The organism is Bacillus siamensis (assembly GCF_051628075.1).
Lineage (GTDB): Bacteria > Bacillota > Bacilli > Bacillales > Bacillaceae > Bacillus > Bacillus siamensis.
The window spans coordinates 847,501-871,664 of the sequence record NZ_CP155579.1 but is presented as its reverse complement, the minus strand read 5'-3'; the positions used below and the strand labels follow the sequence as shown (position 1 = coordinate 871,664).

The window sequence follows — 24,164 nt, the reverse complement described above, 5'->3', positions numbered from 1 at the left end:
TCCTCCTATATTTTTACGGCTTTGTTTACTAAAGCTGAAGGATCACATGTAAAATCTCCGCTGTATTCCACCGTCTCAATGATACAGCCTGCGCCGATCTGCACAGAATTTCCGCGGACTGTCTTCGCGTGCGTGTCCGCCAATTCAATGATGTCACCTTCGATCAGCTCCGCGGTCAGCACCGGGGCCGGCATCAGCTTAAACCGCGCAAGCACGCTTTTTCTGCTCATCACCTTTAAATGACGGCAGCCGATTTCTTTCACCCGGCTCTCGCCCGCCGCCAGCTTAATATTGACGTCATCGGCGTTCAGCAGGCCTCCGATTTTGCATTTGCCTTCCGAACGGAACGTTTCTGTCTCGCAATCCCCTTCAATCCCGGCTTTCCCGGATATGAAAATATCATCAGCTTTCACACCGCCGCCGAAAGATGAAAATCCCGCGACGTTCAGCCGCTTCGTTTTGACATCACCTTTAATGACACCCGTTCCGTTGATTCGGATGGATTCGGCTTCGGCACTGCCGGAAATTTTCCCCGAACCGCTGATCGTCAGCGTTTGCGTTTTGACATTTCCGTCTGTTTTACCGCTGCCGTTAAACAAAAGGCTCGTGCACTCTACGTCACCTGACACCGTGCCGCTTCCGTTGATCTCCACCGTATGAAAACGGCCTCCTTTTGAACTTCCTGAACCGTTAATGACTAATTTATCTGTTACATCCATTGATGGTCCTCCTGCATCCATTTTGTTTTTAATTCTTCTGATGCCGCAGCAAGCGCCACTCGTTCAGCCACTTTGACAGACGGTTCAAACAGAATATGTTCCGCGTCAGCGATGAAGCACGTCGTTACGCCGAGTTTTCGGAGCATGACGAGCTCTGTATTTGCTTTCAGCTCAGAAGCCTCATACGTTTTCAGCACCTCTGCCGCCATTTTTCCTTCTTCAAGACTGATATTGCCCGACTGCAAAAGCCTTTCAAGCACATATAAAGACAGCAGCGCCCGGGACGTGAATGTCACGCCGTCTTCTCCGTAAACTTGCAGCGCGGCCTTTGAAATCAACCCTTTTTGAAGCAGCTCCGCAGACGATATATCGACATCAGCCATTTGCGGAGACAGCATTTCCCTCATTTCATCCAGAGACAGATTTTCTTTCATTTTCTGTATTTTTGAGATGCGTTTTAAGATTTCCGCTCTCGGAAAAAATGTTTCCTGGCCTGTAAACGTTGATTTTCGGATAAACCACTCCTCAGGAATTAAATTTTTCCGCTTCCAGCGATACAGCTGTCCGTATGAGATTGATGTTTCTTCAAGCAATTCTTTTTTAGAAATCAGTTGTTCCTCCATAAATCCAGCTCCTTCGATGAACACATTGTAACATAACACTGTTACGTTTGTTAAGCCTATACATATAACATTGTATGAATCCCCGCTGCATTCAATAAAAAAACCGCCCGAATCCGGGCGGTTTTTTCTCATGTCAAATCTCTGTAATTTTGCTGGCGCAGCGCTTCATATACAAGAATCGCGGCAGTGTTGGACAGGTTTAATGATCTCACATGCTCGGTCATCGGTAGACGCAGGCAGCGGTCCATATTGTTTTCGATCAATTCTTTCGGAAGTCCGCTCGTTTCTCTGCCGAATACGAAGAAAAAGTCTTCCTCCGTATTTGAGTAGTCAAACGATGTATGCGGCTTTTGCCCGAATTTTGTAATGAAGAAAAACTTTCCGTTCTCATATGCCTCAAATAATTCATCCAATGAATCATGATAAACGACGTTGACGAACTCCCAATAATCGAGTCCGGCGCGCTTCAGCATTTTATCATCGGTTGAGAATCCGAGCGGGCGGATCAAATGAAGCGTTGTGTCTGTTGCCGCACAAGTACGTGCGATATTTCCCGTATTGGCCGGGATTTCGGGTTGATATAAAACGACATGTAATGCCACGATGTTCACCTCTGTTTTTTATTCCGCCCACCATTATATCATTAATTACTCTTTTGTCGTATCATCCGTAATATGAAAAAACGCATATCTGATGGAAGGAGTATATGCCGTTGAATCCTCATATGACCAATATCTCATTCTGCTGTCATATGTTTGGGCATTGACGAGCGGCATATTGCTTTTATCTTTTGCGACCACGATCGTCGTATGATTAAAACGGCCGTCACCTTCAAAATCATAGCAAATCACATCTCCGGGCATAAGCTCCTCGGCGCTTGACACCTGCACCGCGCGAAGCCCGGCCTTGGATTGGGCCAGATACATCTTCATGGAATGCGCGACCGTCCAGCTGTAGCTCCATGAGCTTTCCTTCATCCACCAGCCTGAGCCTCTGTTCGGATGCCCCCGCATCGGCGCTTTTCCGGCATGTAAACATTGGGAAATAAAATTTGTGCAGTTGTCGCCGAAATTTTTATAAGCAGGATTTCGTTTATTCCAAAACTTTTCCGCGTACTGAACGGCAGCCAGACGGTCGTATTGAAATGCCCGCCCGAAATCTTCCCGTTCACTCCGCTCATATTCGATTACGCTGTTTCCGTCAGAAAATCCGGCCGGTTTTTTCTTTATTTCCCGATCTTTAATCAGCAGCTGGTCATAGAGAAAAGCATTCCGTTCCTCAACCTGCTCTTCTAAATAAAGATGCCCGTCCTGCTCCTTGCACAAATATTCGAAATGAATGGTGTACATGACGCATAACGTGCCGTCATCCTCAAGACTGCTTTTGACAATGACGGCTTTCGCTTTCGCTTTAACGATGTCAACTTTCCGTTTTTCAAACAGCTCTTTTTTTCTCGTCAGGACCTCAAGATCGCCGGCCTGCCCATTGTGCCTCATCTCGGTTCCGTTGACTAAATAATGAAGCCGGGCCTCCGCTAAGTCTTCAATAATATGCTTCAAGCGCTCCACCCACCATACTGTTTTATAAAGAAAAAACACCTGAACTCACGCCAAGTGCTTTTTCTCTATACATATGTCAGGACGGGCCGGTTTTAGTCTTATCAGAAACCGAAAGCAGCTCAAGCCCCTTTTCTATTTCCTGTATGGCTTCCTCATCCCGCTCCTTGTGAAGCGCTTTTTCTAATTCCTTCGCATATGCCGGATCACCGATTTTTCCGATGGCCCAGGCGGCCGTTCCCCTGATGACGGGGCGCGGGTCTTGGTGCATCAAAGCCGTCAATTCGGGGAGAGAAGAAGCATCTTTGAAATGAGCCAATGCTAAAATGGCATTTCGCTGAATCGGTTTCTTGCCGCGCCACGAACCGGATACATGTCCGAATTTTTCTTTAAATTCCCGGTTGCTTATAGTCAGAAGCGGCTTTAACAGCGGCTTGGCGATTTCCGGGTTGGGCTCCATCTGCGGATGAAGATGAAAATCTTTCCCCTTATTAATCGGGCAGACCGTCTGGCACGTGTCGCAGCCGTACAGGCGGTTTCCGATTTTCGTGCGGAATTCATCCGGCAAAAACCCCTTTGTCTGGGTCAGGAATGAAATACAGCGCTGGGCATTAAGCTGTCCGGGATTAACGAGCGCGCCGGTCGGGCACGCGTCTAAACATTTTGTGCACGATCCGCACATATCTTCAATCGGCACATCCGGTTCAAAGGGCAGATTGGTGATCATTTCAGCGAGATAGACGTAAGAACCGTATTCAGGTGTGGTGATCATGCAGTTTTTGGCGCTGAAACCGATTCCCGCCCGTTCCGCCACGGCCCTGTCGGACAATTCTCCCGTATCGACCATTGACTTCGTGCGGATATCCTCATGTTTGCTTTGGAGAAATTTCTCCAGCAGATCAAGCTTTTCGCGCAGCACGTCATGATAATCCTTCCCCCAGGAAGCTCTGCAAAAAATGCCGCGACGGCCGTCCCTCGTGCTCCTCGGCGCATCTTTCATTTTGGAAGGATAAGCAAGGGCGATGGCGACGATCGATTTGGCTTTCGGCAGAAGCAAAGACGGAGTGACCCGTTTTTCAATATCAGGCTCTTCAAACCCGGATAAATAGCCGAGTGATTCCTGAAGAATCAGCCGGTCCCGCAGACTGTCGAACGTATCAGCCGTCGTAAACCCGATTTTGTCGACTCCGATGCTTTTGGCGTATTCGATTAATTCCTCTTTCAATTTATGAATATTCATTTTTTGCACAGCCTCCTTTCTTTGTGATCAGGCTCCCGCACGGGTATAATAGAGTTTTAGCATCCCGAAATGGAGTGAACACAGTTGAACATCAGTTTAGATCCTCTTATTGCTGAACGGGTGCCGGGGATCAAAGCGGCAGCCGTATTATATGAACAGATTGAAGTCGGGCCTGCCCCGCAAATGCTGAAAGGCCGCCTCCGTTTATTTCAAGAATCGCTTTACTTTGATTATGCTGACGGCGGCATAGATGAACAGCCTTTTGTGAAAGAATGGGCGCGTATGATGGAACAGCTCAGTCCCGCCTTTTCAGGACAAAAAACGCCGATGGAGCTTATGCTCGGCGATATTTCCCGGGAGCGCTTCATCGAAAGTGTGAATTCAGCCCATGATACCATACTTTTTTTCTCCTTGAAATATTCATTGCCCATCATGGCGTATGACGCCGCAAAGATGAATGAACCGATTTCAATCACAATCGGAGAAAAAGAACACGTACTGGCTTTCTCCGACTCTGGCGGCATTTTCGGCGGCCTTACCGGACAAATCAACACCCGCCCTGTAACAGCCGGCACAAAGAACATGCTGCAGCTGATCTTTTTCCCGCCTTCAATTCATGCCGACGCGGCAGATGAGCTGTTAACATCCTTAACCAAAATGTTTGAACAAATTCACGGAGGCACACATACCGTCTCTTGGCTTTCATAAAAAGACACGCCTTCCGTGTCTTTTTTCACATAAAAAAACGCAATACTTCGTTTATCAGAGAAACGAAACACTGCGTTAATAACGTATGTATGGAGCGGGTGATGAGAATCGAACTCACGACATCAGCTTGGAAGGCTGAGGTTTTACCACTAAACTACACCCGCATCAAAATGCTTTTTTGTCAGCACCGATTTGATGTTTCTAATATTACATGCATATTTTTTTTTCGTCAAGGGAATGTTAAAAAATTTGTCGAAAAAAATTCTTTTTTTGTCCACATGTTAAGTTAGGTTTACATTTTGTCAAGAATACCATACAATATAAAAAAGAAGAAAACTTGAGGTACGCCTGATGATGAAAAATAAAGTAAAAGAGCTGAGAGCCAGATTCGGCTATTCTCAGGAAACGCTCGGAAAAGAAGCCGGAGCCACCAGACAGACGATTGCGGCGATTGAAAAAGGAGATTATGTGCCATCACTCTTATTGGCGCTTAATATCTGCCGGGCTTTCTCCCTGCCGATGGAGGAAGTATTCTGGCTGGAGGAGGAGAAAAAATGAGTTTAAAAAGAAAAGCGTGTTTTCACCTTGCACTCTACGGATTGGCCTGCTGGACGCTTATTTCCATTATGGAAGCAGTGCCGCGTATCGCTCAGTTTTTCCAGACGGAGGGGAACAATTCATTTGAGCTGAACATCACGCCGTTTCTGCTGTTTACCCTTTGTGCCGTATTATATATCTATACTGAAAAGAAAAAACGGGACGGCAAAAAGCACAGGCTTGTGCCCGATGAATTTGAGGAACAGGATGAAAGAGAACGGATGATGACCGCTAAAGCCTGCCGTTCCTCGTATATTGCCGTTTACTTCTCATTGCCGGCAGCCGCCGTTCTGCTTTTGTTTTATCCGCTGATTCAGCCGCATCTTCCCTTTTTTCCGATTCTTTTGATTTTCATTCTGATGATGATTCAGCATTTGGCTTATGTTTTCACATTTCATAAGCACGGCAAAAACTCCGGTTCATGACAGATCCGGAGTTTTTTATGTTACCAGCTCGCTTTTTTCACTCCGGGAACCCAGCCTTTATGGGCCAGCTCCCTGAACGCGATTCTGGACAGTTTAAATTTTCTCATATATCCGCGGGGCCGTCCCGTCGCCGTACAGCGGTTATGAAGTCTGGCCGGAGCAGAATCACGCGGCAGTTCGCTCAGCGCTTCCCAGTCTCCTTTTGCCTTTAATTCTCTTCTGATGTCCGCATATTGTTCAACAAGCTTCTGCCGCTTGAGCTCTTTGATCACTTTTGATTTTTTAGCCATTCCAGCACTCCTTTTAAATCGTAATAATTACGTTTTATATCGTATCATCCATATGATCATCGTGCAAGCTAGGCGCATCAAAGGCGGGTATTTACCCGCCTCCTTTTTGCCAGTTTCACATCAGACAGCGGCATTTCCCCGGAAATTAAACAGCAGAAAGCGCCCGCCGGCAATTATCCACCTTATGGTGTCATCAGACTGTCGCTTTGTTCCCTCTTGCAAAATGGTCGTTGCCCATTGCTTCGCCCAGTCTGCGCTCAAGCTTTTTCGTCCGTTCGTTTTGAAACGGCAGAAGCGGAAACACGAGTTCAGCCAGATAATAAGCTTCTTCAAGATGCGGGTAGCCTGAAAAGATAAACGACTCAATGCCGAGTGCCCGGTACTCTAAAATTCGATCAGCGACGGTCTGGGGATCACCGACAAGCGCCGTGCCCGCTCCGCCTCTGACCAGCCCGATGCCGGCCCAGAGATTCGGGCTGATCTCAAGCTTCGTCCGGTCGCCGTTATGAAGATCGGCCATCCGTTTTTGTCCTGAAGAATCAGCGCGCCGGAGTGCAGCCTGCGCTTTCGCAATCGTCTCTTCGTCTAAATGGCTGATTAATCGTTCTGCCGCTTTCCATGCCTCTTCCTCAGTCTCCCGGACAATCACGTGAAGCCTGATGCCAAAGCGCATTGTCCTTCCTTCTTGGGCAGCCTGTTTTTTGACGGTTTCAATCTTTTCCTTTACCTGCTCCGGCGGCTCCCCCCATGTTAAATACACATCTGTATGTTTCGCCGCAGCCTCAATTCCCGCCTGTGATGAACCGCCGAAATATAATGGCGGATGCGGAGCCTGTTTTGGCGGAAACAGCAGATTGCTGTTTTCCACTTTGATATGGTCCCCTTCATATGTCACCGTTTCTCCCCGCATGAGTCCGCGCCATACGGTCAAAAATTCTTCAGTCGCCTTATAGCGCTCATCGTGGCTGATAAACATCCCGTCTCCCGCCAGCTCATAAGGATCTCCGCCCGCTACGACATTTACGAGCAGACGGCCGTCTGACAGCCGATCCATTGTCGATGCCATTCTCGCGGCGACAGATGGCTGCATCAGTCCCGGACGGACCGCCACTAAAAATTTTAAATCTTTCGTTTCACCCGCTAAAGCCGCAGCCGTAAGCCATGGGTCTTCACATGATCTCCCCGTCGGCAGCAGAACTCCCGTATACCCGAGTCTGTCTGCCGCCTGTGCCACTTGCTTAAAATAAAGATGATCGGCGGTTCTTCCTCCCGTTTGCGTCCCTAAATACCGTCCGTCTCCATGCGTCGGAATAAACCAAAGAATCTCCATATGAATCTCTCCTTTTTTAAATAGGCTACCCTTCATAACTGTTCCGCCATTTTAATAGTTTCCGTTCGAGCATTCTGACCAATGCATCCGTCAGCTTGCCGACAGCCGCAAAAATGATAATGCCGACAAACACCTTATTTGTCTGTGAAAATTGTCTCGCATCCATAATCATATAGCCGACGCCCGCGCTCGATCCCATCAGTTCCGCCACCACAAGGCCGAGCCACGCAATACCGAGAGAGAGCCGGATGCCGAGCAGGATATTCGGCAGAGACGCCGGAAGAATCAATTTCGCCATCTGCTGATACCAGTTAAATTCCAGCACCCGGGCGACATCAAACAGCTTTGCGTCCACGCTGCGGATTCCGAGAAACGTATTAATGTATACAGGGAAAAAAGACCCCAATGCGATCAGCAGAATTTTTGATGTCTCATCAAATCCGAACCACAAAATAAACAGCGGGGTCACCGCTAAGTGCGGAACCGTCCTGAGCATTTGCAGAGACGGATCGAGATACGCTTCCGTCCGTTTTGAGAACCCGACCAGCAGCCCGAAAACAAGCCCGAGGCCCGCACCAAGCAGAAATCCGGCAGCCGCCCGATATAAGCTGATCTCTAAATGGCCCCAAAGCTCGCCTGACAGAAGAAGTTCCTGAAAAGTCTGTAAAATGACGACAGGTGACGGGAGCACCGTTGCCGAGACGATGCCCAGACTTGCGATAAACTGCCATACCGCGATAACCGCAGCCGGGAGTACAACCCCTTTCATCCATTGGTATGAATACCGCCGGGACTTTGCCGCAGCTTTCTTTTCTGATTGGCTCAATGTGCCGGGAACCGTTGATGCTTCTGCTTTCATTATTTGCCGCCCTCCGTTTCAAGCGCCTTTTTGATAAATGAATTGTCGACAACGTCTTTTACATTGATTTTCTTATGAATCGCTTTTGTTTGATATTGAAAATCAGCGGTTTTCTGCTGGGCTTTGACAATATCATCATTAATCGGTTGATTAAGAGGCTCTGTATTGTTGAGCACGTTTCTGACGACTGAGGGATCAAGATTTTTGATTTTCGCATATAAAGGGACAGCTTCCTCTTTGTGTTCCTTTTGCCATGTGACTGCTTTATTGAACACTTTCAGAAAACGGACAACCTCATCCGGGTGCTCCTTGGAAAATCCGGTCCTGACTAACGTGAAACCCGGAGAATATAAATCCGTGCTCTCTCCGTTCGCTAATATTTCCGCCCCGTGCTGCAGCGTTTCAATCGACAAATACGGCTCCCAAATCGACCATGCATCAACTGATTTGTTTTCAAAAGCGGAAACCGCCTCATCAGGCTGAAGCTGAATGATGGTGACGTCATCGGCGGAAAGTCCGGCTTTATCCAAAGCTTTATAAAGAAAATCAAAGCCGCTGCTGCCTTTGGCTACGGCGATTTTTTTCCCTTTCAACTCTTTCAGACTCTTAATTCCGCTGCCCTTGTTTACGAGAATGCCGTTTGCCTTTAACCCGTCTTGGGACAGCCCGATCTCTTTAAAATCAATTCCTGCCGCCTGGCCGGAAATGACCGGTGAATTGCCGACCTGGGAAAAATCAAGCTTATCGGCGGCAAGACCTTCAAATTGCGGGGGACCGCTTTGGAATTCGACCCATTTTACCTTTATTCCGTCTTTTTTGAAGGCTTCTTCAAACCAGCCTTTTTCCTTGGCAATGAGAAGCGGGCTTAAACTCTGCTGGATGCCGATCCGGATTTCTTTCACCGTTTTCCCGCTCCCTCCTGCTCCGTCGGCACTGCATCCGGCTAACATCATGACTGCTGCGGCTAAAAGAATGATGGTTTTTTTCACTTTGCTTCGTCCTTTCTATATCCCTGATCCATCCGCAAACCGGAGATCTTCCGTTTTCTCAAACTCAGCAAGCACCTTCTGCCGGACGGCCTGAAAATCAGCTGACGTCCGATTGCGCGGATGCGAAAGCTGAATCGGCACCAGACTGTGCAGCCGGCCGGGCTTTGCCCTGAGAATTGCCAGCTTATCGCCTAAATAGACAGATTCGTCAATATCATGCGTAACCAGAATCATCGTCGTTTTTTTCTCGCGCCATATATCAAGCAGCACATCCTGCAAGTGTTTTCTCGTAAAAGCGTCAAGCGCTCCGAACGGTTCATCCAAAAGCAGCACCTCAGGCTCACGCAACAGGGCTCTGGCGATGGCGACCCGCTGCGACATGCCGCCGGATAATTCGCGCGGATAAGCGTCTTCCGCTCCCTGCAGCCTGACAACCTCAATCAGATCATCCACTTTTTGACGAACGGCCGGGTCGTTTATATTGAGATCGGCAGCGATGTTTTGTTTCACCGTCAGCCAGGGAAACAGCCGGTGCTCCTGAAAGATAAATCCCTGCCGGATGCCCGGTCCCGACACATGGCGGCCGTTTATTGCGACAGAGCCTTTATAATCGGTATCAAGCCCGGCAATCAATTTTAAAAGCGTGCTTTTTCCGCAGCCGCTCGGCCCGATGACAGTCAAAAATTCTCCTGATGCAATGGACAGTTCAATATCATTCAGCACCGCTGTTTTCCGTCCTTCATGCTCAAACGCTTTTTCTTGTATGCTGATGGTTACAGCCATCTGTCTTTTCCCCTCTCTTTTTGCCGCATGCGATCGAAAAACAAAAAGGCCCCCATCTCCGTTGCTTGTAGAGATGAGAGCCTTCGGCGGTCCGATCAGCTGCCCGTTTGTTTTTAAATTTGAATATCATGTTAATTCAAATTATTCCGACTTGTCAACTGTTTTTTGTAAGAATTAAAAATGCACCCTCCGGCATAAACCTGCCAAAGAGCGCATCAGCTGTATCACGTATTTATTTCCTTTTGCGGCTGGTCGATTTTCAGCAATGTCCGCGCATTGTTTCCGAAAATCTTCTCTATGTCTTCTTCCCGCATGTTGATTTCCCGGCAGGTCCGGACCTGCTCCTGAAGATATCTGTATACGTATCCTCTCGGAAATCCGTTCGAATCCGTCCCGAAGATGATTCGTTCAGCACCGATTAATTCGGATGTCTTCCGAAACAGAATTTCCAAATCAAGCGGGTACGGCATCCACCTCATCCACTGGTTTGATCCTGACGTGTCAATATACACATTCGGGCAGCTCCAGCACAGCTGCAGCAGTTCCTGATAATATCCGGCGCCGAAATGCGGAATAATGAATGGTATATCAGCATACTCCCTCGCGACGCGATAGATGGAGAGCGGATTGATGTTGCGGTGGCTGACAATGCCCCCCGCTCTCCCTAAAAGCCCGAAGTGGATTAATACAGGGAGCCTTTTGTCAGCTAAATACGTCCAAAGCTTTTTCAGCGACGGATCATGAAACTCGATGTCTGTCAGCGGCCCGAATAGTTTATACCCTTTCAGACCGAGCTCTTCTACCGCTCTTTTCAGCTCTTCATATGCATCCTCCCGCTCCAAAGGATGATATGCAAATCCGGTAAACTTCGCAGGATTGGCTTGAATAAACGCCGCCATCCGGTCATTGCTCTCCGCTGTTAAAAAATTCAGTACGCCGATGCCGTACTTATCTAATTCATTCTCCCATTTTGTCATCAAAGGGATTTCCCCGTCATCAGCCTCTTGCGGATCAGGAAAATCCCAAGTCAGATTCATTCTTTCTGACCGCTCCCGATTATAATCGGAAAATGTCTTATCATTTTTGCCGAAATCAAGGCTGTACGGCAGATGACCGTGAATATCAACAGGTTTAAAATGCTGCCGGAAAAGCATACAATCGCCGCCTCCCTTACCGCCGACAATGAAAAAAGGCCCTTATCCCATAAAGAATAAGAGCCTCTTGTGTTCAAGTCAGCGGTTTCTATTTTTTCTCATCTTAAACCCATTATTCCCGTCAGTCAAGTAAGCTTTCAAACCCGAATTCTCTTTCCGATAATAAAAATAATTATTTTATAATCATTATAAAATAATATTGACTTTTTACTGATAGGTGATATTATGTTTTTATAAATCTAAAGAGGTGATCACATGAGTTCAAATAAATTGACAACCAGCTGGGGCGCTCCTGTCGGAGATAACCAAAACTCAATGACGGCCGGAGATCGCGGCCCTGCTTTAATACAAGACGTCCATCTGCTTGAGAAATTGGCGCACTTTAACAGAGAACGCGTTCCTGAGCGTGTCGTTCATGCAAAAGGCGCGGGCGCACACGGTTATTTTGAAGTCACAAATGACGTTACAAAATATACGAAAGCCGCATTTCTGTCAGAAGTCGGTAAACGCACACCGCTCTTTGTCCGTTTCTCAACCGTTGCAGGCGAACTGGGCTCTAGTGACACAGTGCGCGACCCGCGCGGATTTGCCGTTAAGTTTTATACAGAAGACGGAAACTACGACATCGTCGGAAACAATACACCCGTGTTTTTCATCCGCGATGCCATTAAGTTCCCTGACTTTATCCATACACAAAAAAGAGATCCGAGAACACATCTGAAAAACCCGACGGCCGTTTGGGATTTCTGGTCTCTTTCACCGGAATCACTTCATCAGGTAACCATTCTGATGTCAGACCGGGGCATTCCGGCAACCCTTCGCCATATGCACGGATTCGGAAGCCATACATTTAAATGGACAAATGATAAAGGCGAAGGTGTCTGGATTAAATATCACTTTAAAACAGAACAAGGCGTGAAAAACCTTGATGTCAATACAGCCGCAAAACTCGCGGGCGAAAATCCCGATTACCATACGGAAGATTTATTCAACGCGATTGAAAACGGCGATTTCCCCGCATGGAAATTATATGTTCAAATCATGCCGTTAGAAGACGCAAACACATACCGCTTTGATCCGTTTGACGTCACAAAAGTATGGTCTCAAAAAGACTATCCGCTCATTGAAGTCGGCCGCATGGTTCTGGACCGCAATCCAGAAAATTACTTTGCGGAAGTAGAACAAGCGACATTCTCTCCCGGAACATTAGTCCCCGGCGTTGACGTCTCACCTGACAAAATGCTTCAAGGCCGGTTGTTCGCATACCATGACGCCCATCGCTACCGTGTCGGCGCGAACCACCAGGCGCTGCCGATCAACCGTTCCCGCAATGAAGTGAAAAACTATCAGCGTGACGGACAAATGCGTTTTGATGATAATGGCGGCCGCTCCGTCTATTACGAGCCTAACAGCTTCGGAGGCCCGAAAGAGTCACCTGAAGATAAACAGGCGGCATATCCTGTATCAGGTTTGGCTGACAGTGTAAGCTATAATCATCATGATCATTACACACAAGCCGGCGATCTGTACCGCCTGATGAGCGAGGAAGAGCGCGCACGCCTTGTCGCCAATATCGTCGGTGCGATGAAACCTGTGGAAAAGGAAGAAATTAAGCTGCGCCAGATCAGCCACTTCTACAAAGCTGACCCTGAATACGGCAGACGCGTTGCCGAAGGACTCGGACTGCCGTTACCAAAATAACATTCAAAAACCTGCCGGTCTGTCCGGCAGGTTTTTCCTGTGTATTATCAATAAAAAATGCTTTTTCTCAATTATACAAAATGGCATGCTGCAAAATGCTGAGGCCCCTTCTCCGATAGCAGCGGAGTTTTCTCAGCACATATCTTCTCGGCTGCCGGACATCTCGTTCGGAATTTACAGCCTGAGGGCGGATCAGAGGGACTTGGAATATCACCCTTTAACATCACCCGCTCCCTTTTCGCTCGGGGATCAGGAACGGGCACGGCTGATAACAGCGCTTTTGTATAAGGGTGAAGCGGCCGTGAAAAAAGCTCGTCCTTTGACGCGTATTCCACAATCGTCCCTAAATACATAATCGCAACCTTTGTACATAAGTGCTCCACCACGCTTAAATCATGAGAAATGAACAAATATGACAGCCCGTGCCGTTGCTGAAGGCTGCTGAACAAATTGATCATCTGCGCCTGAATGGAGACATCCAATGCCGCCACGGGTTCATCCATAATGATAAATTGCGGCTTAAGCGCCATCGCTCTTGCAATCACGATCCGCTGCCGCTGCCCTCCGGAAAACTCATGCGGATAACGGTCGATAAAGTTTGCGGAAAGACCGCAGGATTCAAGAACCTCCGCCGCTTTATCACGCGCGTTCCGCTTGACCGCCAATTGGTGCTCGATCATCGCTTCACCGATGGCTTCTCCGATCCGTCGCCGGGGATTTAAAGAGCTGAACGGATCTTGAAAAATGAGCTGCGCTTCCGATCTGAATGTTTTCAGCTCGCGCCGGTTCATCCGGAACACATCTCGCCCCTGAAAAAATACCTCTCCCTCTGTTTTGTCATGAAGTCTTAAAATGGTTTTTCCGATTGATGACTTGCCGCTGCCCGATTCACCCGCTAAACCGAACACTTCTCCTTTTCCTATCGTAAAACTGACGCCGTCCACCGCTTTTACGGGATTGTTGCGGGTCTTTCTCATCCCCCCCTGCCCCTCATAATATTTTTTCAGCCCTTTGACCTCCAGCAACACATCACTCATCTGCTTTCTCCTCTCCGTAAAGCCAGCACGCCGCCTGATGCCCTTTCCCGAATTCAGTAAAATGCGGGCTCGACCTCCGGCATATTGCCGTGCTGTGTTCACACCGCTCCGCAAAATAACAAGACGATCCGGACAGGTCTGCAAGCGCGGGAACCTGGCCCGGGATGGTATACAGCGTCTCTCTCCTTTGACCGATAACTGGTTTTGCCGCGAGCAGCCCTTTCGTATACGGATGCTTCGGATCAGAAAACAGCTCCGCAACCGGTCCTTCCTCCACAATTTTCCCCGCATACATGACAATCACATAATCAGCCATTTCGGCAACCACGCCAAGGTCGTGGGTAATGAATAAAATAGACGTGTGAAATTGCTTTTTCACATCCCGCAATAAATCCAATATCTGCGCCTGAATGGTTACGTCAAGCGCCGTCGTCGGCTCATCGGCAATGATCAGTTTCGGATCGCAGCTGAGCGCGACAGCCGTCATAACGCGCTGCAGCATGCCGCCGCTCAGCTCATGAGGATATCGGTGCATCATCTGCCCGGCATGGGGGATCTCCACTAACGTGAGAAGTTCAACCGCCTTCCTCCATGCCTCTTTCTTACTCAGCAATAAATGCTCGCGAATCGGTTCAGTCAGCTGCTCACCGATTGTAAACACCGGATTCAAAGAGGTCATCGGCTCCTGAAAAATCATCCCGATTTCGCAGCCGCGGATTTTCTGCATTTCTTTTTGTTTCAGTTTCAACAGGTTCCTTCCTGAAAAATGCACCGCTCCCCGTTCGATTCTTCCCGCCTCGGGAATGAGCTGCATAATGGACAATGACGCCATGCTTTTCCCGCAGCCGGATTCCCCTACAATGCAAACCGTTTCCTCCTCATGAATCGTAAAGCTGACATCGTCCACGGCCTTTACCGCACCTTCCTCCGTATAAAAAACCGTTTCCAAATGCCTCACTTCTAAAAGCGGTTTTGTCATTTCACTTTCACCTGCCGTTTTACCTTAGGATCAAAAGCGTCTCTTAAACCGTCTCCAAGCAGATGAATCGCCACAACGGTCAGAAAAATGGCCGTACCCGGCGGTATCCACAGCCACGGGCGGAGTGTAAAATCCATATAATGATTTGCCGCTTCCATCATGTTTCCCCAAGAAGGAGTCGGCGGAGCAACACCGAGTCCGAGAAAACTCAGCGCCGATTCACTCAGCATCGCCCCCGCCACATGCAAAGTCGCCGCTACCATGAGTAACGGCAATGTATTGGGAAGCAAATGATAGAGGATTTTCCGTTTATCACTGAGCCCCAAAACTTCCGCGGCCATCATAAACGGCTGCTCCTTCAGCGACAAAATCTGTCCGCGTACAAGCCGCGCCAAACCGGGCCATCCGATCAGGCTTAACATCATCATAATCAAGTACATCCTGTATTCAGAAGGCACTTTCCACTCCGACATCACCGCAGCCAAAATCAAAAGCAGCGGCAGACCCGGGATGGACATGAGCATATCAGCGATGCGCATAATGATCATATCAGCGGCTCCCCGATAAAATCCCGCTGCAGCCCCAAGCAATGAACCGATGACAAGTGACAGCACCATTGAAGCAAGCCCCACGGTCAGAGAAATCTGCCCCGCCAGCATCAGCCTCGTCAGCACATCTCTCCCGTACTGGTCGGTGCCAAGCCAATGATGAACCCCCGGATGCTGATTGGCATTTGAAATATCCGTCCGATCCGTTATGTACGGAGAAAAAGACGGCCCGATAAAACACAATAAAAACATAAAACATAAGAATAGAAGACTGATGACCGTCAGCTTATGATGCAGCAGGCGGCGGTACGTCTGCTTCCAAAGAGAAGGCGGCGCCCCTTTTTGTTGTTTCACCCAAAACACCCCCTATTTCAGCCTGACTCGCGGATCAACCGCGGCATAAGCGATATCCGCCAAAAAATTCCCCACAATCGTTAAACAAGACAAAAACAAGGTAAACGCCATCAAAACCGGGTAGTCCCGATAATGCACAGATTCCAGCTGAATACGGCCGACACCCGGCCATCCGAAAATCTGTTCAATAATAATAGCCCCGGAAAACAGCCCCGGCAGTTCAAAAGCAAGCAGGGTGATCGCCGGAAGGAGCGCATTTTTCAGCGCATGTTTCCAAATGACGGTGCGCTCTTTCAACCCCTTCGCTCTCGCTGTTCTGATATAATCCTGCCTGATCACATCAAGCATCCCGGAGCGGAAATATCTTGTCAGTGAGCCGATGCCGAGCATAGATAAAATCACAACCGGAAGAATCATATGTCTGGCAGCTTCAAGCACGTACGAAAAACCAGAACTCGTGCTTCCGGTATCAACCATCCCTCCGACGGGCAATATTTTCAAATCCACTCCAAACCATTTAATAAACAGAAGGCTGATAAAAAAAGACGGGAACGCCATGGAAGCAATCACAAAAAATGTTACGATCCCGTCAAACCATGAGTATTTCCTGACAGCGGATATGACACCCGTTATCATCGCGGCAGACCATGTGACAAGCAAAGCCAAAAACGCGACAAAAAACGAATTCCAGACATATTTCTGAAGCAGTGACAGGACGTTTTCCTGATACTTCAAAGAGAATCCTAAATCTCCGCTGAGCACATTGCCGAGCCACGTCACATAACGCTGCCAAATCGGCTGATCCAGGCCGTAAAGCGCTTTTAGCTCCTTCGCCCTCTCCGGGGTCAGGTTGACATTGGAATCAATGTAATCGCCTGGCAGCATCGCGAATAAGAAAAAAATAATAAAGGACGTACCGAATAAGATCACAAGCATTTGAATGAACCGTTCTGCGGCATACCGTTTCACAAAAAGCCTCTCCCTTCCGCTGAAAGGGCAAAATACCCCGGACACCGGGTATTTTGCGCCATTGTTCTACTGAATTGACACGTTTGAGAGACTCGAACTGATTCCCGAATAATTGTCAGGCTCAAGCCCTTTTATTTTTCCGCTGACCGCCCTTGCGCTCTGACGGTAATGAATCAGAATGTAAGGCGGGTTTTCCCCGAGCTCCCGGTACAGCTGGTGATAAATCTCTTTTCTTTTGCTGATATCAAGCGTGCCGGCTCCTTTCTCGATCAGCCGGTCCGCTTTCGGATTGGAATACCCCGTCACATTATTGGGATGGCCGGAAGCCAGCTTTTCCACCGTGTCATTCGGATCAAGAATCTGCGAGGTGGAAACGGCGGCAAGATCGTACTGTTTATCATTTATTTTCGCTACCTCTGTATTAAAATCCATCACTTCCGGTTTTAATGAGATTCCGATGTCCGCGTAATTTTCTTTCGCGATCGGGATGAAATCATCATCCGCTTTAGACGTGTAATAGCTGATTTCAAGCTTTTTGCCGTTTTTTTCACGCACGCCGTCTTTCCCCGTTTTCCAGCCTGCTTCATCAAGAAGCTTCTTGGCTTTTTCCGGATTAAACGTGTACGGATTGACTCCTTTGTCATCATAAGCCCACGAAACCGGAGACACCGGCACATTTGCGACTTCTCCGTAATGTTTAAAGCGGACATCGACGATTTTCTGACGGTCCAGCCCGTAAATAAGCGCTTGGGACACTTTCTTATCTTGAAAAGGCGGACGCTTATGATTCACGTACACAAGCCCGTAATCATTCACGACCGAGACGCTTATATTCGCAAAACCGAGGCTTTTTAAATGCTCAACCGTATCATCATCAGGAGAAAATGAAGCGTAATCAAGATCACCCGTTTCAAACAGCTGAAGGGAAGTTGACGGATCAATAATTTTATAGATCAGCTTTTCTGTTTTCGGTTTTCCGGAATAATAGTGTTTATTAGCCTGATAGCGTATTTCCTGTCCCGGGAGGTACTCTGTAAATTGATAAGGCCCTGCTCCGAGCGGTTTGGCATAAAGCTCTTTTAAATAGTCCAGTTTGCCGAACCGATAATTCTTTCCGTAGTAAGCTTCCGACAGCACCTGCCCGCCTAAAAGAAGCAGCGACTTCGCACTGACTTTCTCAGTCGTGATTTTAATGGTTCTGTCATCAAGAACGCGAATGCCCTCTATCGTCTTTGCTTTTCCTTCTTTATAAGCCTTGCCGCCTTTAATATAGGCCGTGGTGATATCTTCATAGCCTGCGTAAGCGGGATCATGCAGCAGTGTTAAAGTGAATGCGGCATCCTTTGCGGTGAGCGGCGAACCATCACTGAAAACGAGATTTTTTCTTAAGCGGAACGTGTAGGTAAGCTGATCTTTGGAAATAGTCCAGCTTTCAGCAAGTGCCGGTGCGGGCTTACCCGTTTTATCCAGCTTGACTAACGGTTCAAAAATAGGATCTGTCGCATTTCCATCCCATCCGTTTTCATAAAAGTACGGCAGAAACACTCCCCCCGGCGCGGAAATCCCCGCAACAAAAGTGTCCGTTCTGGCTTTCGATTTAACGGGAAGCGCCTCCGGATGAGAAGCTTTAAATTTCTTTGTTTTGACATGGGCGATACGCGTTTCCTGTTTTTTATCCGCCGCAGAAGACGGTTCTTCTCCGGCACTCCCTAACGCGCACCCTGATAACATGAATGATACCGACAGCGCGAGTATGATGCCCGTTGTTTTCATCCTCAAAATGTTCCCCTTCATTTTGATCGAACCCCCGCATGCTTTTCATCTATCTTTATATAAATCTGCTCCATCTGTTCCTCATTTCTCATAATCTCCCGTTTGTTTTTCTCCACAAGCAGTTCGAAATTCAATGTGTGTTTTCTGTACTTTTTTCGCTTTTTACTTTTTTTGCGCACATGTGATGCCTTTTTTAACGCCACTTTTCATCCCTCCGCTTTCATCCAATGGCTTTCACGCAAAAAAAGGCCCTTATCTGTTTACAAGATAAGAGCCTTCGGTGATCCGATCAGCCAACGTTTGGAAATATGTACTGACTATGTTAATTCATACAATCCCTACCTGTCAACTATAATTTAAAATATCGTTTCATTCCGGGGGTTTTCCTCATACACTCTCTTATTTTTCCGCATATGTTAGAAGAAATAACAGATCCCGATGAAAGAGAGTGAGAGTGTGGAAAAGACAACATTGACCGGGCGCATCGTCAGAAAAGATGACCCCGACTATAATGAAGCAAGAACCAATATCAATTTAAGCCTGCAAAGATATCCGGACATCATTGTGTTTTGCCAAAACAAACATGATGCCGTCAATGCACTGAGATGGGCGCGTGAGAATAACGTGCCTTTCCGCATCAGAGGCGGAAGACACAGCTACGAGAATTTTTCCCTGTTAAATGACGGGCTTGTCATTGATCTCAGTGAAATGAAGAAAATAAGAGTGAATAAAGATAAGCGGCTGGTCTCGATTGAAGCGGGTGCCGATTTGGGAGAAGTGTACCGGACACTCTGGCGGTACGGCTTGACTCTTCCCGCGGGAACCATTGCAAATGTGGGAATCACGGGGCTGGCGCTCGGAGGAGGAATCGGATATTTAACAAGGGCTGCCGGCCTGACTTGCGATCGTCTCCTCCAACTCGAGATGATCACAGCAGACGAAAAAGCGGGTGCTGAATTGATAACAGTCAACCGCTCAAAGCATCCTGATTTATTTTGGGCGTCTCAGGGCGGAGGCGGCGGCAACTTCGGCATTGTCACATCCATGGTGTTTAAAGCCGTGCCGATCTCGTACGTGACTGTTTTTTCTGTCACTTGGGGCTGGGATGATTTCGAAGAGGTATTTAATACGTGGCAGCGCTGGGCTCCATTTACAGATAACCGGCTTACTTCATCCATTCAGTTTTGGCCTAAAGAAGTCAACCGCATAGAAGCGCTCGGCCAATTTATCGGAACAAAAAATGAGCTGAAAGAACTGCTGGCTCCGTTAATGAAAGCGGGAAACCCGACAAGCGGCATGGTCAAGACAGTTCCGTTTATCAGAGCGGCAGCCTTTTTTAACAGCCCGGGAGGCAATGAGCCGCAAAAGATGAAGCGGTCAGGCTCCTTTATTGAAAAACCATTGTCCACACGCGCAATTTCTGCTTTAAAATACTACTTGGAGCACGCTCCGAATAAAAACGCCAGTGTCTGGCAGCAATCTCTCGGCGGGGCGGCCGGACGGATCGCTCCGGATCAAACGGCATTCTACTATCGCGATGCCATCATTGCCCAGGAATATATAACAAACTGGACATCTCCTGAAGAGGAAAGACAAAACATCCGCTGGATCGAAGAGCTGAGAATGTCTCTTTCAAGAGAAACGATGGGGGATTACGTAAATTGGCCTGATATAGACATCAGAAACTGGCTGCGGACATATTACGGAGGAAATGTCGACCGCCTCCGCCAAGTCAAAACGAAGTATGACCCGGAAAACGTATTCCGCTTTGAGCAGAGCATTCCGCCGTTTCGCCGGTCACCGTTTTTCTAAAAAAAGATGAAGATGGACACACTCCATCCTCATCTTTTCTTTTTTATTGATATAAATGGCTTCCCTTCTCGACAAACTCTTTTGCTTTTTCTTTTAATCCTTCATTGAGGGCATCGTCTTCAGTCAGACCGTTTTCTTTCGCATAATCGCGAATATCCTGAGAAATTCTCATGCTGCAGAACTTCGGGCCGCACATCGAACAGAAGTGAGCCGTTTTTGCGCCTTCAGCCGGCAGCGTTTCATCGTGATATTCCATTGCTCTTTCAGGATCAAGCGACAAATGAAATTGATCGCGCCACCGGAATTCAAACCGCGCCTTAGACAGAGCATCATCCCGGATCTGAGCACCCGGATGCCCTTTGGCAAGGTCTGCCGCATGGGCCGCGATTTTATACGTAATGACTCCCTCTCTTACATCATCACGATTCGGCAGGCCCAAATGCTCCTTCGGCGTGACATAACAAAGCATCGCCGTCCCGTACCAGCCGATCATCGCCGCGCCGATCGCCGAAGTAATATGGTCATAGCCCGGAGCGATATCAGTCGTTAATGGGCCGAGTGTATAAAAAGGCGCCTCTTTACAAATTTCCAGCTGTTTGTCCATGTTCTCTTTAATTTTATGCATCGGCACATGACCCGGTCCTTCGATCATCACTTGCACATCGTGCTTCCACGCGATTTCCGTCAATTCTCCGAGAGTCTCCAATTCCGCAAACTGCGCTTCATCATTAGCATCCGCAATCGAGCCGGGACGCAGCCCATCTCCAAGAGAAAATGCAATATCATACGTCTTCATAATTTCACAAATTTCTTCAAAGTGCGTGTACAGAAAGCTTTCCTGATGGTGAGCCAGGCACCATTGCGCCATAATCGCCCCGCCGCGGGATACGATTCCCGTCGTGCGTTTGGCCGTTAACGGGACGTAACGAAGCAATACGCCGGCATGGATGGTGAAATAATCCACGCCCTGCTCCGCCTGCTCAATCAATGTGTCTCGATAAATGTCCCACGTTAAATCCTCAGCGATGCCGTTTACTTTTTCAAGCGCCTGGTAAATCGGCACCGTCCCCACAGGTACGGGGCAATTGCGGATGATCCATTCACGTGTCGTATGAATATCTTTCCCGGTGGATAAGTCCATCATCGTATCGGCGCCCCAGCGAATCGCCCACGTCATTTTTTCAACTTCTTCTTCAATAGAAGATGTAACAGCCGAGTTGCCGATATTGGCATTGATCTTCACATGAAAATTCCGGCCGATAATCATCGGTTCACTTTCAGGATGATTAATATTTGAAGGAATGATCGCCCGGCCGCTGGCTACCTCGTCTCTGACAAATTCGGGAGACACATGCTCGCGAATTGCGATAAACTCCATTTCCGGCGTAATGATGCCTTTTCTCGCATAATGCAATTGTGTCACATTTTTCCCTGCCTTGGCCCGCAGCGGCTTCCGCTGTAAACCGGGATATTCGGCGGCACGGCCCTCTTTTTTATAGCCGTTGTCCTCAGGCTTCACGGTCCGTCCGTTATATTCCTCCACATCGCCGCGCTTTGTAATCCACTTTGTGCGGAGCGGCTTCAGACCTTCATGAATTTGAATTTGTACATCCGGGTCTGTATACGGTCCGCTCGTATCATAAACACGGACCGGCGGATTCTCCTCTTCCCCGAACGCCCCCGTTGTCGGACTAAGGCTGATTTCCCGCATCGGCACTCGTATGTCAGGCGAAGAACCCTTTACATAAACCTTTTTACTGCCTGAAAAACTCGACATAATAGAAATGTTCGCTTGCTGTACTGATTGATTTTGCATACAAATCTCTCCCTTATCCATTTGAATAACAGAACCAAGCTCAGCACCAGCACAAAAAAACCGGATTCATTGGAGAACCCGGTTTTGCAGTCAGAAAGAAACTATTATTGTTTTCCTCAACAATAATAAAACCTTTACTTCCCCACGCTGGTACGAACCAGATCAGGTCCAAAGGGTTAAGAAGCCGCCGCTTCTCTCTCAGCCCGCTCAGACGGGCACCCCCAGTAACTATTAATTTCGGTTTCATCGTAACATAATTTGCATAGAAAAAAAAGTATATTATCAAGATTCAGATAACAGAGTGACTGGAAGCTCTGTTTCCCTTACGCCTTCTTCAGTATCAAAAACCCTGTAACCTTTTGCTGTTTCCCGGGAAGAGACAGACCGGAACAGCTGACCGTTTTTATAATGAAGCGCAGCGCCGTCATCAGCGGCATAGCCCTCCTGAAGTTTGTTTTCTGAAATCAGACGGTGATACACCGGCCGGCGTTCCGCTTCTCCGTCATAGTGAGGACAAAAGCTTCCAGGCAAAAACCCTAAAGCTTGCAACTCTCTCAAATCTCCTGTTGAATCTGTCACTCCTTCTTCAAACCAGCAAATCGCCCCGGCGCTGAGACCAGCCAAAATCACGCCGTTCTCCCAAGCCTCACGCAGAATAAGGTCAAGCCCCCATTCTTTCCATAAGACAAGCATATTGCGCGTATTGCCGCCTCCGACATATATGATATCTTTCTTCATGAGAAAGGACCTGAGGTCAGAACACGGCGGTTTAAACAGCGACAAGTGATCCGGCTGACACTCCAGCTTTTGAAAGGCCTGATAAAACCTGCCGATGTAATTCTCCGAATCTCCGCTTGCCGTCGGCAAAAAACAAACTTTCGGCTTTGAGCGCACCGACTGCTCTAAAATATATTGATCCAGCACAAGATGATCCGGCTCCATGGAAAACCCCCCGCCGCCCATTGCAATAATCTGCTTCAACGCCATCACCTCTTTTTTCTCAAGTATAACAGCTCATTAAAAAGGCGTATTCCGTTTTGGATACCGCCTTTAAAATCCTTTTCGCATTGCTATCTAAAAAATGAAAAGACACCGTATAAAATAACAAAGATCCCCGCAGCAATAAGTGCTGGAACAAGCTTCGAACGAGCATATTTCACAACATGTTCCGCTGGCAAACACGGCCCCGACCGCTAATAATAAACTGGTATGGGATCTGAACCGCCAGCGTTACCCCGAGTAAGATATAACCGCCCGCAGGCTTATCATTTTTCACAAGCCTTGGAGGATATTTTCATACAACAAAAAAGGCTTCTACATATGTAGAAGCCTTTTTATACCGGTGGCCGGGGTCGAACCGGCACTCCAGAAGGAACACGATTTTGAGTCGTGCGCGTCTGCCAATTCCGCCACACCGGCATGTAATACGTCGTGTTCAACCGACGTATATAAATATAACATGTATTTTATAAAGTGTCAACGGTTTTAGTGAAGTTTTTTTAATGGTAATGCAGTATACCCGATACAAGCAAGAAACTTATATTCATAGTCTTGACGCTTTTATTATATAAAAAAAGTGATCTGCAATATGCAAATCACTCTCATATATGTTTTGTAATGTAAAAATTGATGACCAATTTAACATGTTGCGTCCTAAGTTAAATTGGTGCCGAGGGCCGGACTTGAACCGGCACGGTAGTCACCTACCGCAGGATTTTAAGTCCTGTGTGTCTGCCAATTCCACCACCCCGGCAAAAGAAAGGCGACACCCGGATTCGAACCGGGGATAAAGGTTTTGCAGACCTCTGCCTTACCACTTGGCTATGCCGCCGTAATTTGGAGCGGAAGACGGGATTCGAACCCGCGACCCCCACCTTGGCAAGGTGGTGTTCTACCACTGAA

24 protein-coding genes, 5 tRNA genes, 1 pseudogene and 1 riboswitch (1 of these 31 running past the window's edge) are annotated in these 24,164 nt (G+C 47.9%); of the genes and pseudogenes, 5 read left to right on the top strand and 25 right to left on the bottom strand.

The genetic code is table 11. The features are described 5' to 3' along the window. Positions 1–5 precede the first annotated feature (5 nt). The 5 genes from ABDB98_RS04520 to queG form a co-directional block, all read right to left on the bottom strand. The gene (locus ABDB98_RS04520) at positions 6–719 is read right to left on the bottom strand and encodes a polymer-forming cytoskeletal protein (protein ID WP_438421483.1); all 714 of its coding nucleotides are present in this window, start codon (positions 717–719) and stop codon (positions 6–8) included. After that, positions 710–1,342 carry a YhbD family protein gene (locus tag ABDB98_RS04515; RefSeq protein ID WP_060963225.1) on the bottom strand — a complete coding sequence of 211 codons (633 nt, stop codon included), beginning with the start codon at positions 1,340–1,342 and terminating at the stop codon, positions 710–712. Before ABDB98_RS04515 ends, ABDB98_RS04520 begins: the two co-directional genes overlap by 10 nt. Positions 1,343–1,470: 128 nt before the next feature. Beyond that, positions 1,471–1,953, bottom strand: coding sequence for a tRNA (uridine(34)/cytosine(34)/5-carboxymethylaminomethyluridine(34)-2'-O)-methyltransferase TrmL (gene trmL / locus ABDB98_RS04510; protein WP_101605566.1), 483 nt, complete (start codon positions 1,951–1,953; stop codon positions 1,471–1,473). 36 nt (positions 1,954–1,989) lie between these two features. Next, on the bottom strand, positions 1,990–2,901 hold the full coding sequence (locus tag ABDB98_RS04505) for an amidase domain-containing protein (RefSeq protein WP_438421482.1): 912 nt from the start codon (positions 2,899–2,901) through the stop codon (positions 1,990–1,992). 76 nt (positions 2,902–2,977) lie between these two features. Continuing rightward, a complete protein-coding gene (gene queG, locus ABDB98_RS04500; protein ID WP_438421481.1) occupies positions 2,978–4,138 on the bottom strand; it encodes a tRNA epoxyqueuosine(34) reductase QueG in 1,161 nt (386 codons plus the stop codon). An 84-nt stretch (positions 4,139–4,222) separates the two neighbouring features. Between queG and ABDB98_RS04495 the strand changes: the two genes are divergently transcribed. Next, positions 4,223–4,846: a hypothetical protein gene (locus ABDB98_RS04495; protein ID WP_438421480.1), complete on the top strand. Its 624-nt coding sequence runs from the start codon at positions 4,223–4,225 to the stop codon at positions 4,844–4,846. A 90-nt stretch (positions 4,847–4,936) separates the two neighbouring features. Here the strand turns inward: ABDB98_RS04495 and ABDB98_RS04490 are convergent. Further along, a tRNA-Gly gene (locus tag ABDB98_RS04490) sits at positions 4,937–5,010 on the bottom strand. 190 nt (positions 5,011–5,200) lie between these two features. Between ABDB98_RS04490 and ABDB98_RS04485 the strand changes: the two genes are divergently transcribed. After that, entirely contained in the window at positions 5,201–5,404 is a 204-nt protein-coding gene (locus ABDB98_RS04485) for a helix-turn-helix transcriptional regulator (protein ID WP_003155407.1), read from the top strand. After that, complete coding sequence (locus ABDB98_RS04480; protein ID WP_438421479.1) at positions 5,401–5,868, top strand: hypothetical protein; 468 nt, start codon at positions 5,401–5,403, stop codon at positions 5,866–5,868. The genes ABDB98_RS04485 and ABDB98_RS04480 overlap by 4 nt, the downstream gene beginning before the upstream one ends. A 20-nt stretch (positions 5,869–5,888) precedes the next feature. Here ABDB98_RS04480 and rpsN read toward each other — a convergent pair whose 3' ends face one another. From rpsN to ABDB98_RS04450, 6 genes are all read right to left on the bottom strand, one after another. After that, a complete protein-coding gene (gene rpsN / locus ABDB98_RS04475) occupies positions 5,889–6,158 on the bottom strand; it encodes a 30S ribosomal protein S14 (RefSeq protein ID WP_438421478.1) in 270 nt (89 codons plus the stop codon). 193 nt (positions 6,159–6,351) lie between these two features. Beyond that, positions 6,352–7,488 carry an FMNH2-dependent alkanesulfonate monooxygenase gene (gene ssuD, locus ABDB98_RS04470; protein ID WP_198698587.1) on the bottom strand — a complete coding sequence of 379 codons (1,137 nt, stop codon included), beginning with the start codon at positions 7,486–7,488 and terminating at the stop codon, positions 6,352–6,354. 25 nt (positions 7,489–7,513) lie between these two features. Continuing rightward, positions 7,514–8,350 carry an ABC transporter permease gene (locus tag ABDB98_RS04465; protein ID WP_438422110.1) on the bottom strand — a complete coding sequence of 279 codons (837 nt, stop codon included), beginning with the start codon at positions 8,348–8,350 and terminating at the stop codon, positions 7,514–7,516. Beyond that, positions 8,347–9,336 carry an aliphatic sulfonate ABC transporter substrate-binding protein gene (locus tag ABDB98_RS04460; protein WP_438421477.1) on the bottom strand — a complete coding sequence of 330 codons (990 nt, stop codon included), beginning with the start codon at positions 9,334–9,336 and terminating at the stop codon, positions 8,347–8,349. Before ABDB98_RS04460 ends, ABDB98_RS04465 begins: the two co-directional genes overlap by 4 nt. A 15-nt stretch (positions 9,337–9,351) precedes the next feature. Next, positions 9,352–10,119 carry an ABC transporter ATP-binding protein gene (locus ABDB98_RS04455; RefSeq protein WP_438421476.1) on the bottom strand — a complete coding sequence of 256 codons (768 nt, stop codon included), beginning with the start codon at positions 10,117–10,119 and terminating at the stop codon, positions 9,352–9,354. Between the two features lie 224 nt (positions 10,120–10,343). Next, the gene (locus ABDB98_RS04450; protein WP_438421475.1) at positions 10,344–11,273 is read right to left on the bottom strand and encodes an amidohydrolase family protein; all 930 of its coding nucleotides are present in this window, start codon (positions 11,271–11,273) and stop codon (positions 10,344–10,346) included. Between the two features lie 255 nt (positions 11,274–11,528). Between ABDB98_RS04450 and katA the strand changes: the two genes are divergently transcribed. After that, positions 11,529–12,974, top strand: coding sequence for a catalase KatA (gene katA, locus ABDB98_RS04445; protein WP_438421474.1), 1,446 nt, complete (start codon positions 11,529–11,531; stop codon positions 12,972–12,974). A gap of 71 nt (positions 12,975–13,045) precedes the next feature. On the opposite strand, the gene ABDB98_RS04440 is transcribed toward katA, so the two are convergent. From ABDB98_RS04440 to ABDB98_RS04415, 6 genes are all read right to left on the bottom strand, one after another. Continuing rightward, positions 13,046–14,011, bottom strand: coding sequence for an ABC transporter ATP-binding protein (locus ABDB98_RS04440; protein WP_438421473.1), 966 nt, complete (start codon positions 14,009–14,011; stop codon positions 13,046–13,048). Further along, positions 14,004–14,990 (bottom strand): ABC transporter ATP-binding protein, encoded by a 987-nt coding sequence (locus ABDB98_RS04435; protein ID WP_438421472.1) that lies wholly within the window; start codon positions 14,988–14,990, stop codon positions 14,004–14,006. Before ABDB98_RS04435 ends, ABDB98_RS04440 begins: the two co-directional genes overlap by 8 nt. Next, positions 14,987–15,892: an oligopeptide ABC transporter permease gene (gene opp4C, locus ABDB98_RS04430; protein WP_438421471.1), complete on the bottom strand. Its 906-nt coding sequence runs from the start codon at positions 15,890–15,892 to the stop codon at positions 14,987–14,989. The genes ABDB98_RS04435 and opp4C overlap by 4 nt, the downstream gene beginning before the upstream one ends. A gap of 12 nt (positions 15,893–15,904) precedes the next feature. Continuing rightward, on the bottom strand, positions 15,905–16,861 hold the full coding sequence (locus tag ABDB98_RS04425) for an ABC transporter permease (RefSeq protein WP_060963239.1): 957 nt from the start codon (positions 16,859–16,861) through the stop codon (positions 15,905–15,907). A gap of 66 nt (positions 16,862–16,927) precedes the next feature. Further along, positions 16,928–18,655: an ABC transporter substrate-binding protein gene (locus tag ABDB98_RS04420; protein WP_438421470.1), complete on the bottom strand. Its 1,728-nt coding sequence runs from the start codon at positions 18,653–18,655 to the stop codon at positions 16,928–16,930. Beyond that, entirely contained in the window at positions 18,652–18,837 is a 186-nt protein-coding gene (locus tag ABDB98_RS04415; RefSeq protein ID WP_060963241.1) for an FbpB family small basic protein, read from the bottom strand. Before ABDB98_RS04415 ends, ABDB98_RS04420 begins: the two co-directional genes overlap by 4 nt. Positions 18,838–19,090: 253 nt before the next feature. Between ABDB98_RS04415 and ABDB98_RS04410 the strand changes: the two genes are divergently transcribed. After that, positions 19,091–20,446 (top strand): FAD-binding oxidoreductase, encoded by a 1,356-nt coding sequence (locus tag ABDB98_RS04410; RefSeq protein ID WP_438421469.1) that lies wholly within the window; start codon positions 19,091–19,093, stop codon positions 20,444–20,446. Between the two features lie 43 nt (positions 20,447–20,489). Here the strand turns inward: ABDB98_RS04410 and thiC are convergent, their stop codons facing one another. The 7 genes and pseudogenes from thiC to ABDB98_RS04375 form a co-directional block, all read right to left on the bottom strand. Further along, positions 20,490–22,262, bottom strand: coding sequence for a phosphomethylpyrimidine synthase ThiC (thiC, locus tag ABDB98_RS04405; RefSeq protein ID WP_060963243.1), 1,773 nt, complete (start codon positions 22,260–22,262; stop codon positions 20,490–20,492). A 122-nt stretch (positions 22,263–22,384) separates the two neighbouring features. After that, positions 22,385–22,495: riboswitch (TPP riboswitch) on the bottom strand. 49 nt (positions 22,496–22,544) lie between these two features. Then, positions 22,545–23,243: a Type 1 glutamine amidotransferase-like domain-containing protein gene (locus ABDB98_RS04400; protein WP_438421468.1), complete on the bottom strand. Its 699-nt coding sequence runs from the start codon at positions 23,241–23,243 to the stop codon at positions 22,545–22,547. 89 nt (positions 23,244–23,332) lie between these two features. Beyond that, a pseudogene (locus ABDB98_RS04395) lies at positions 23,333–23,502 on the bottom strand (Na+/H+ antiporter NhaC family protein); the annotation flags it as partial. Between the two features lie 97 nt (positions 23,503–23,599). Further along, positions 23,600–23,681 (bottom strand) — tRNA-Leu (locus tag ABDB98_RS04390). Between the two features lie 245 nt (positions 23,682–23,926). Continuing rightward, positions 23,927–24,015, bottom strand: a tRNA-Leu gene (locus ABDB98_RS04385). A gap of 7 nt (positions 24,016–24,022) precedes the next feature. Continuing rightward, positions 24,023–24,093: transfer RNA gene (locus ABDB98_RS04380), tRNA-Cys, on the bottom strand. A gap of 6 nt (positions 24,094–24,099) precedes the next feature. Continuing rightward, positions 24,100–24,164: transfer RNA gene (locus ABDB98_RS04375), tRNA-Gly, on the bottom strand; it runs 10 nt beyond the window's last position.

Coding starts and splice junctions, on each gene's coding strand:
- ABDB98_RS04520 (WP_438421483.1), bottom strand. CDS start 719: ATGGATGTAACAGATAAATTAGTCATTAACGGTTCAGGAAGTTCAAAA.
- ABDB98_RS04515 (WP_060963225.1), bottom strand. CDS start 1,342: ATGGAGGAACAACTGATTTCTAAAAAAGAATTGCTTGAAGAAACATCA.
- queG (WP_438421481.1), bottom strand. CDS start 4,138: ATGAATATTCATAAATTGAAAGAGGAATTAATCGAATACGCCAAAAGC.
- ABDB98_RS04485 (WP_003155407.1), top strand. CDS start 5,201: ATGAAAAATAAAGTAAAAGAGCTGAGAGCCAGATTCGGCTATTCTCAG.
- ABDB98_RS04480 (WP_438421479.1), top strand. CDS start 5,401: ATGAGTTTAAAAAGAAAAGCGTGTTTTCACCTTGCACTCTACGGATTG.
- rpsN (WP_438421478.1), bottom strand. CDS start 6,158: ATGGCTAAAAAATCAAAAGTGATCAAAGAGCTCAAGCGGCAGAAGCTT.
- ssuD (WP_198698587.1), bottom strand. CDS start 7,488: ATGGAGATTCTTTGGTTTATTCCGACGCATGGAGACGGACGGTATTTA.
- ABDB98_RS04455 (WP_438421476.1), bottom strand. CDS start 10,119: ATGGCTGTAACCATCAGCATACAAGAAAAAGCGTTTGAGCATGAAGGA.
- ABDB98_RS04450 (WP_438421475.1), bottom strand. CDS start 11,273: ATGCTTTTCCGGCAGCATTTTAAACCTGTTGATATTCACGGTCATCTG.
- katA (WP_438421474.1), top strand. CDS start 11,529: ATGAGTTCAAATAAATTGACAACCAGCTGGGGCGCTCCTGTCGGAGAT.
- ABDB98_RS04440 (WP_438421473.1), bottom strand. CDS start 14,011: ATGAGTGATGTGTTGCTGGAGGTCAAAGGGCTGAAAAAATATTATGAG.
- ABDB98_RS04435 (WP_438421472.1), bottom strand. CDS start 14,990: ATGACAAAACCGCTTTTAGAAGTGAGGCATTTGGAAACGGTTTTTTAT.
- ABDB98_RS04420 (WP_438421470.1), bottom strand. CDS start 18,655: ATGAAGGGGAACATTTTGAGGATGAAAACAACGGGCATCATACTCGCG.
- thiC (WP_060963243.1), bottom strand. CDS start 22,262: ATGCAAAATCAATCAGTACAGCAAGCGAACATTTCTATTATGTCGAGT.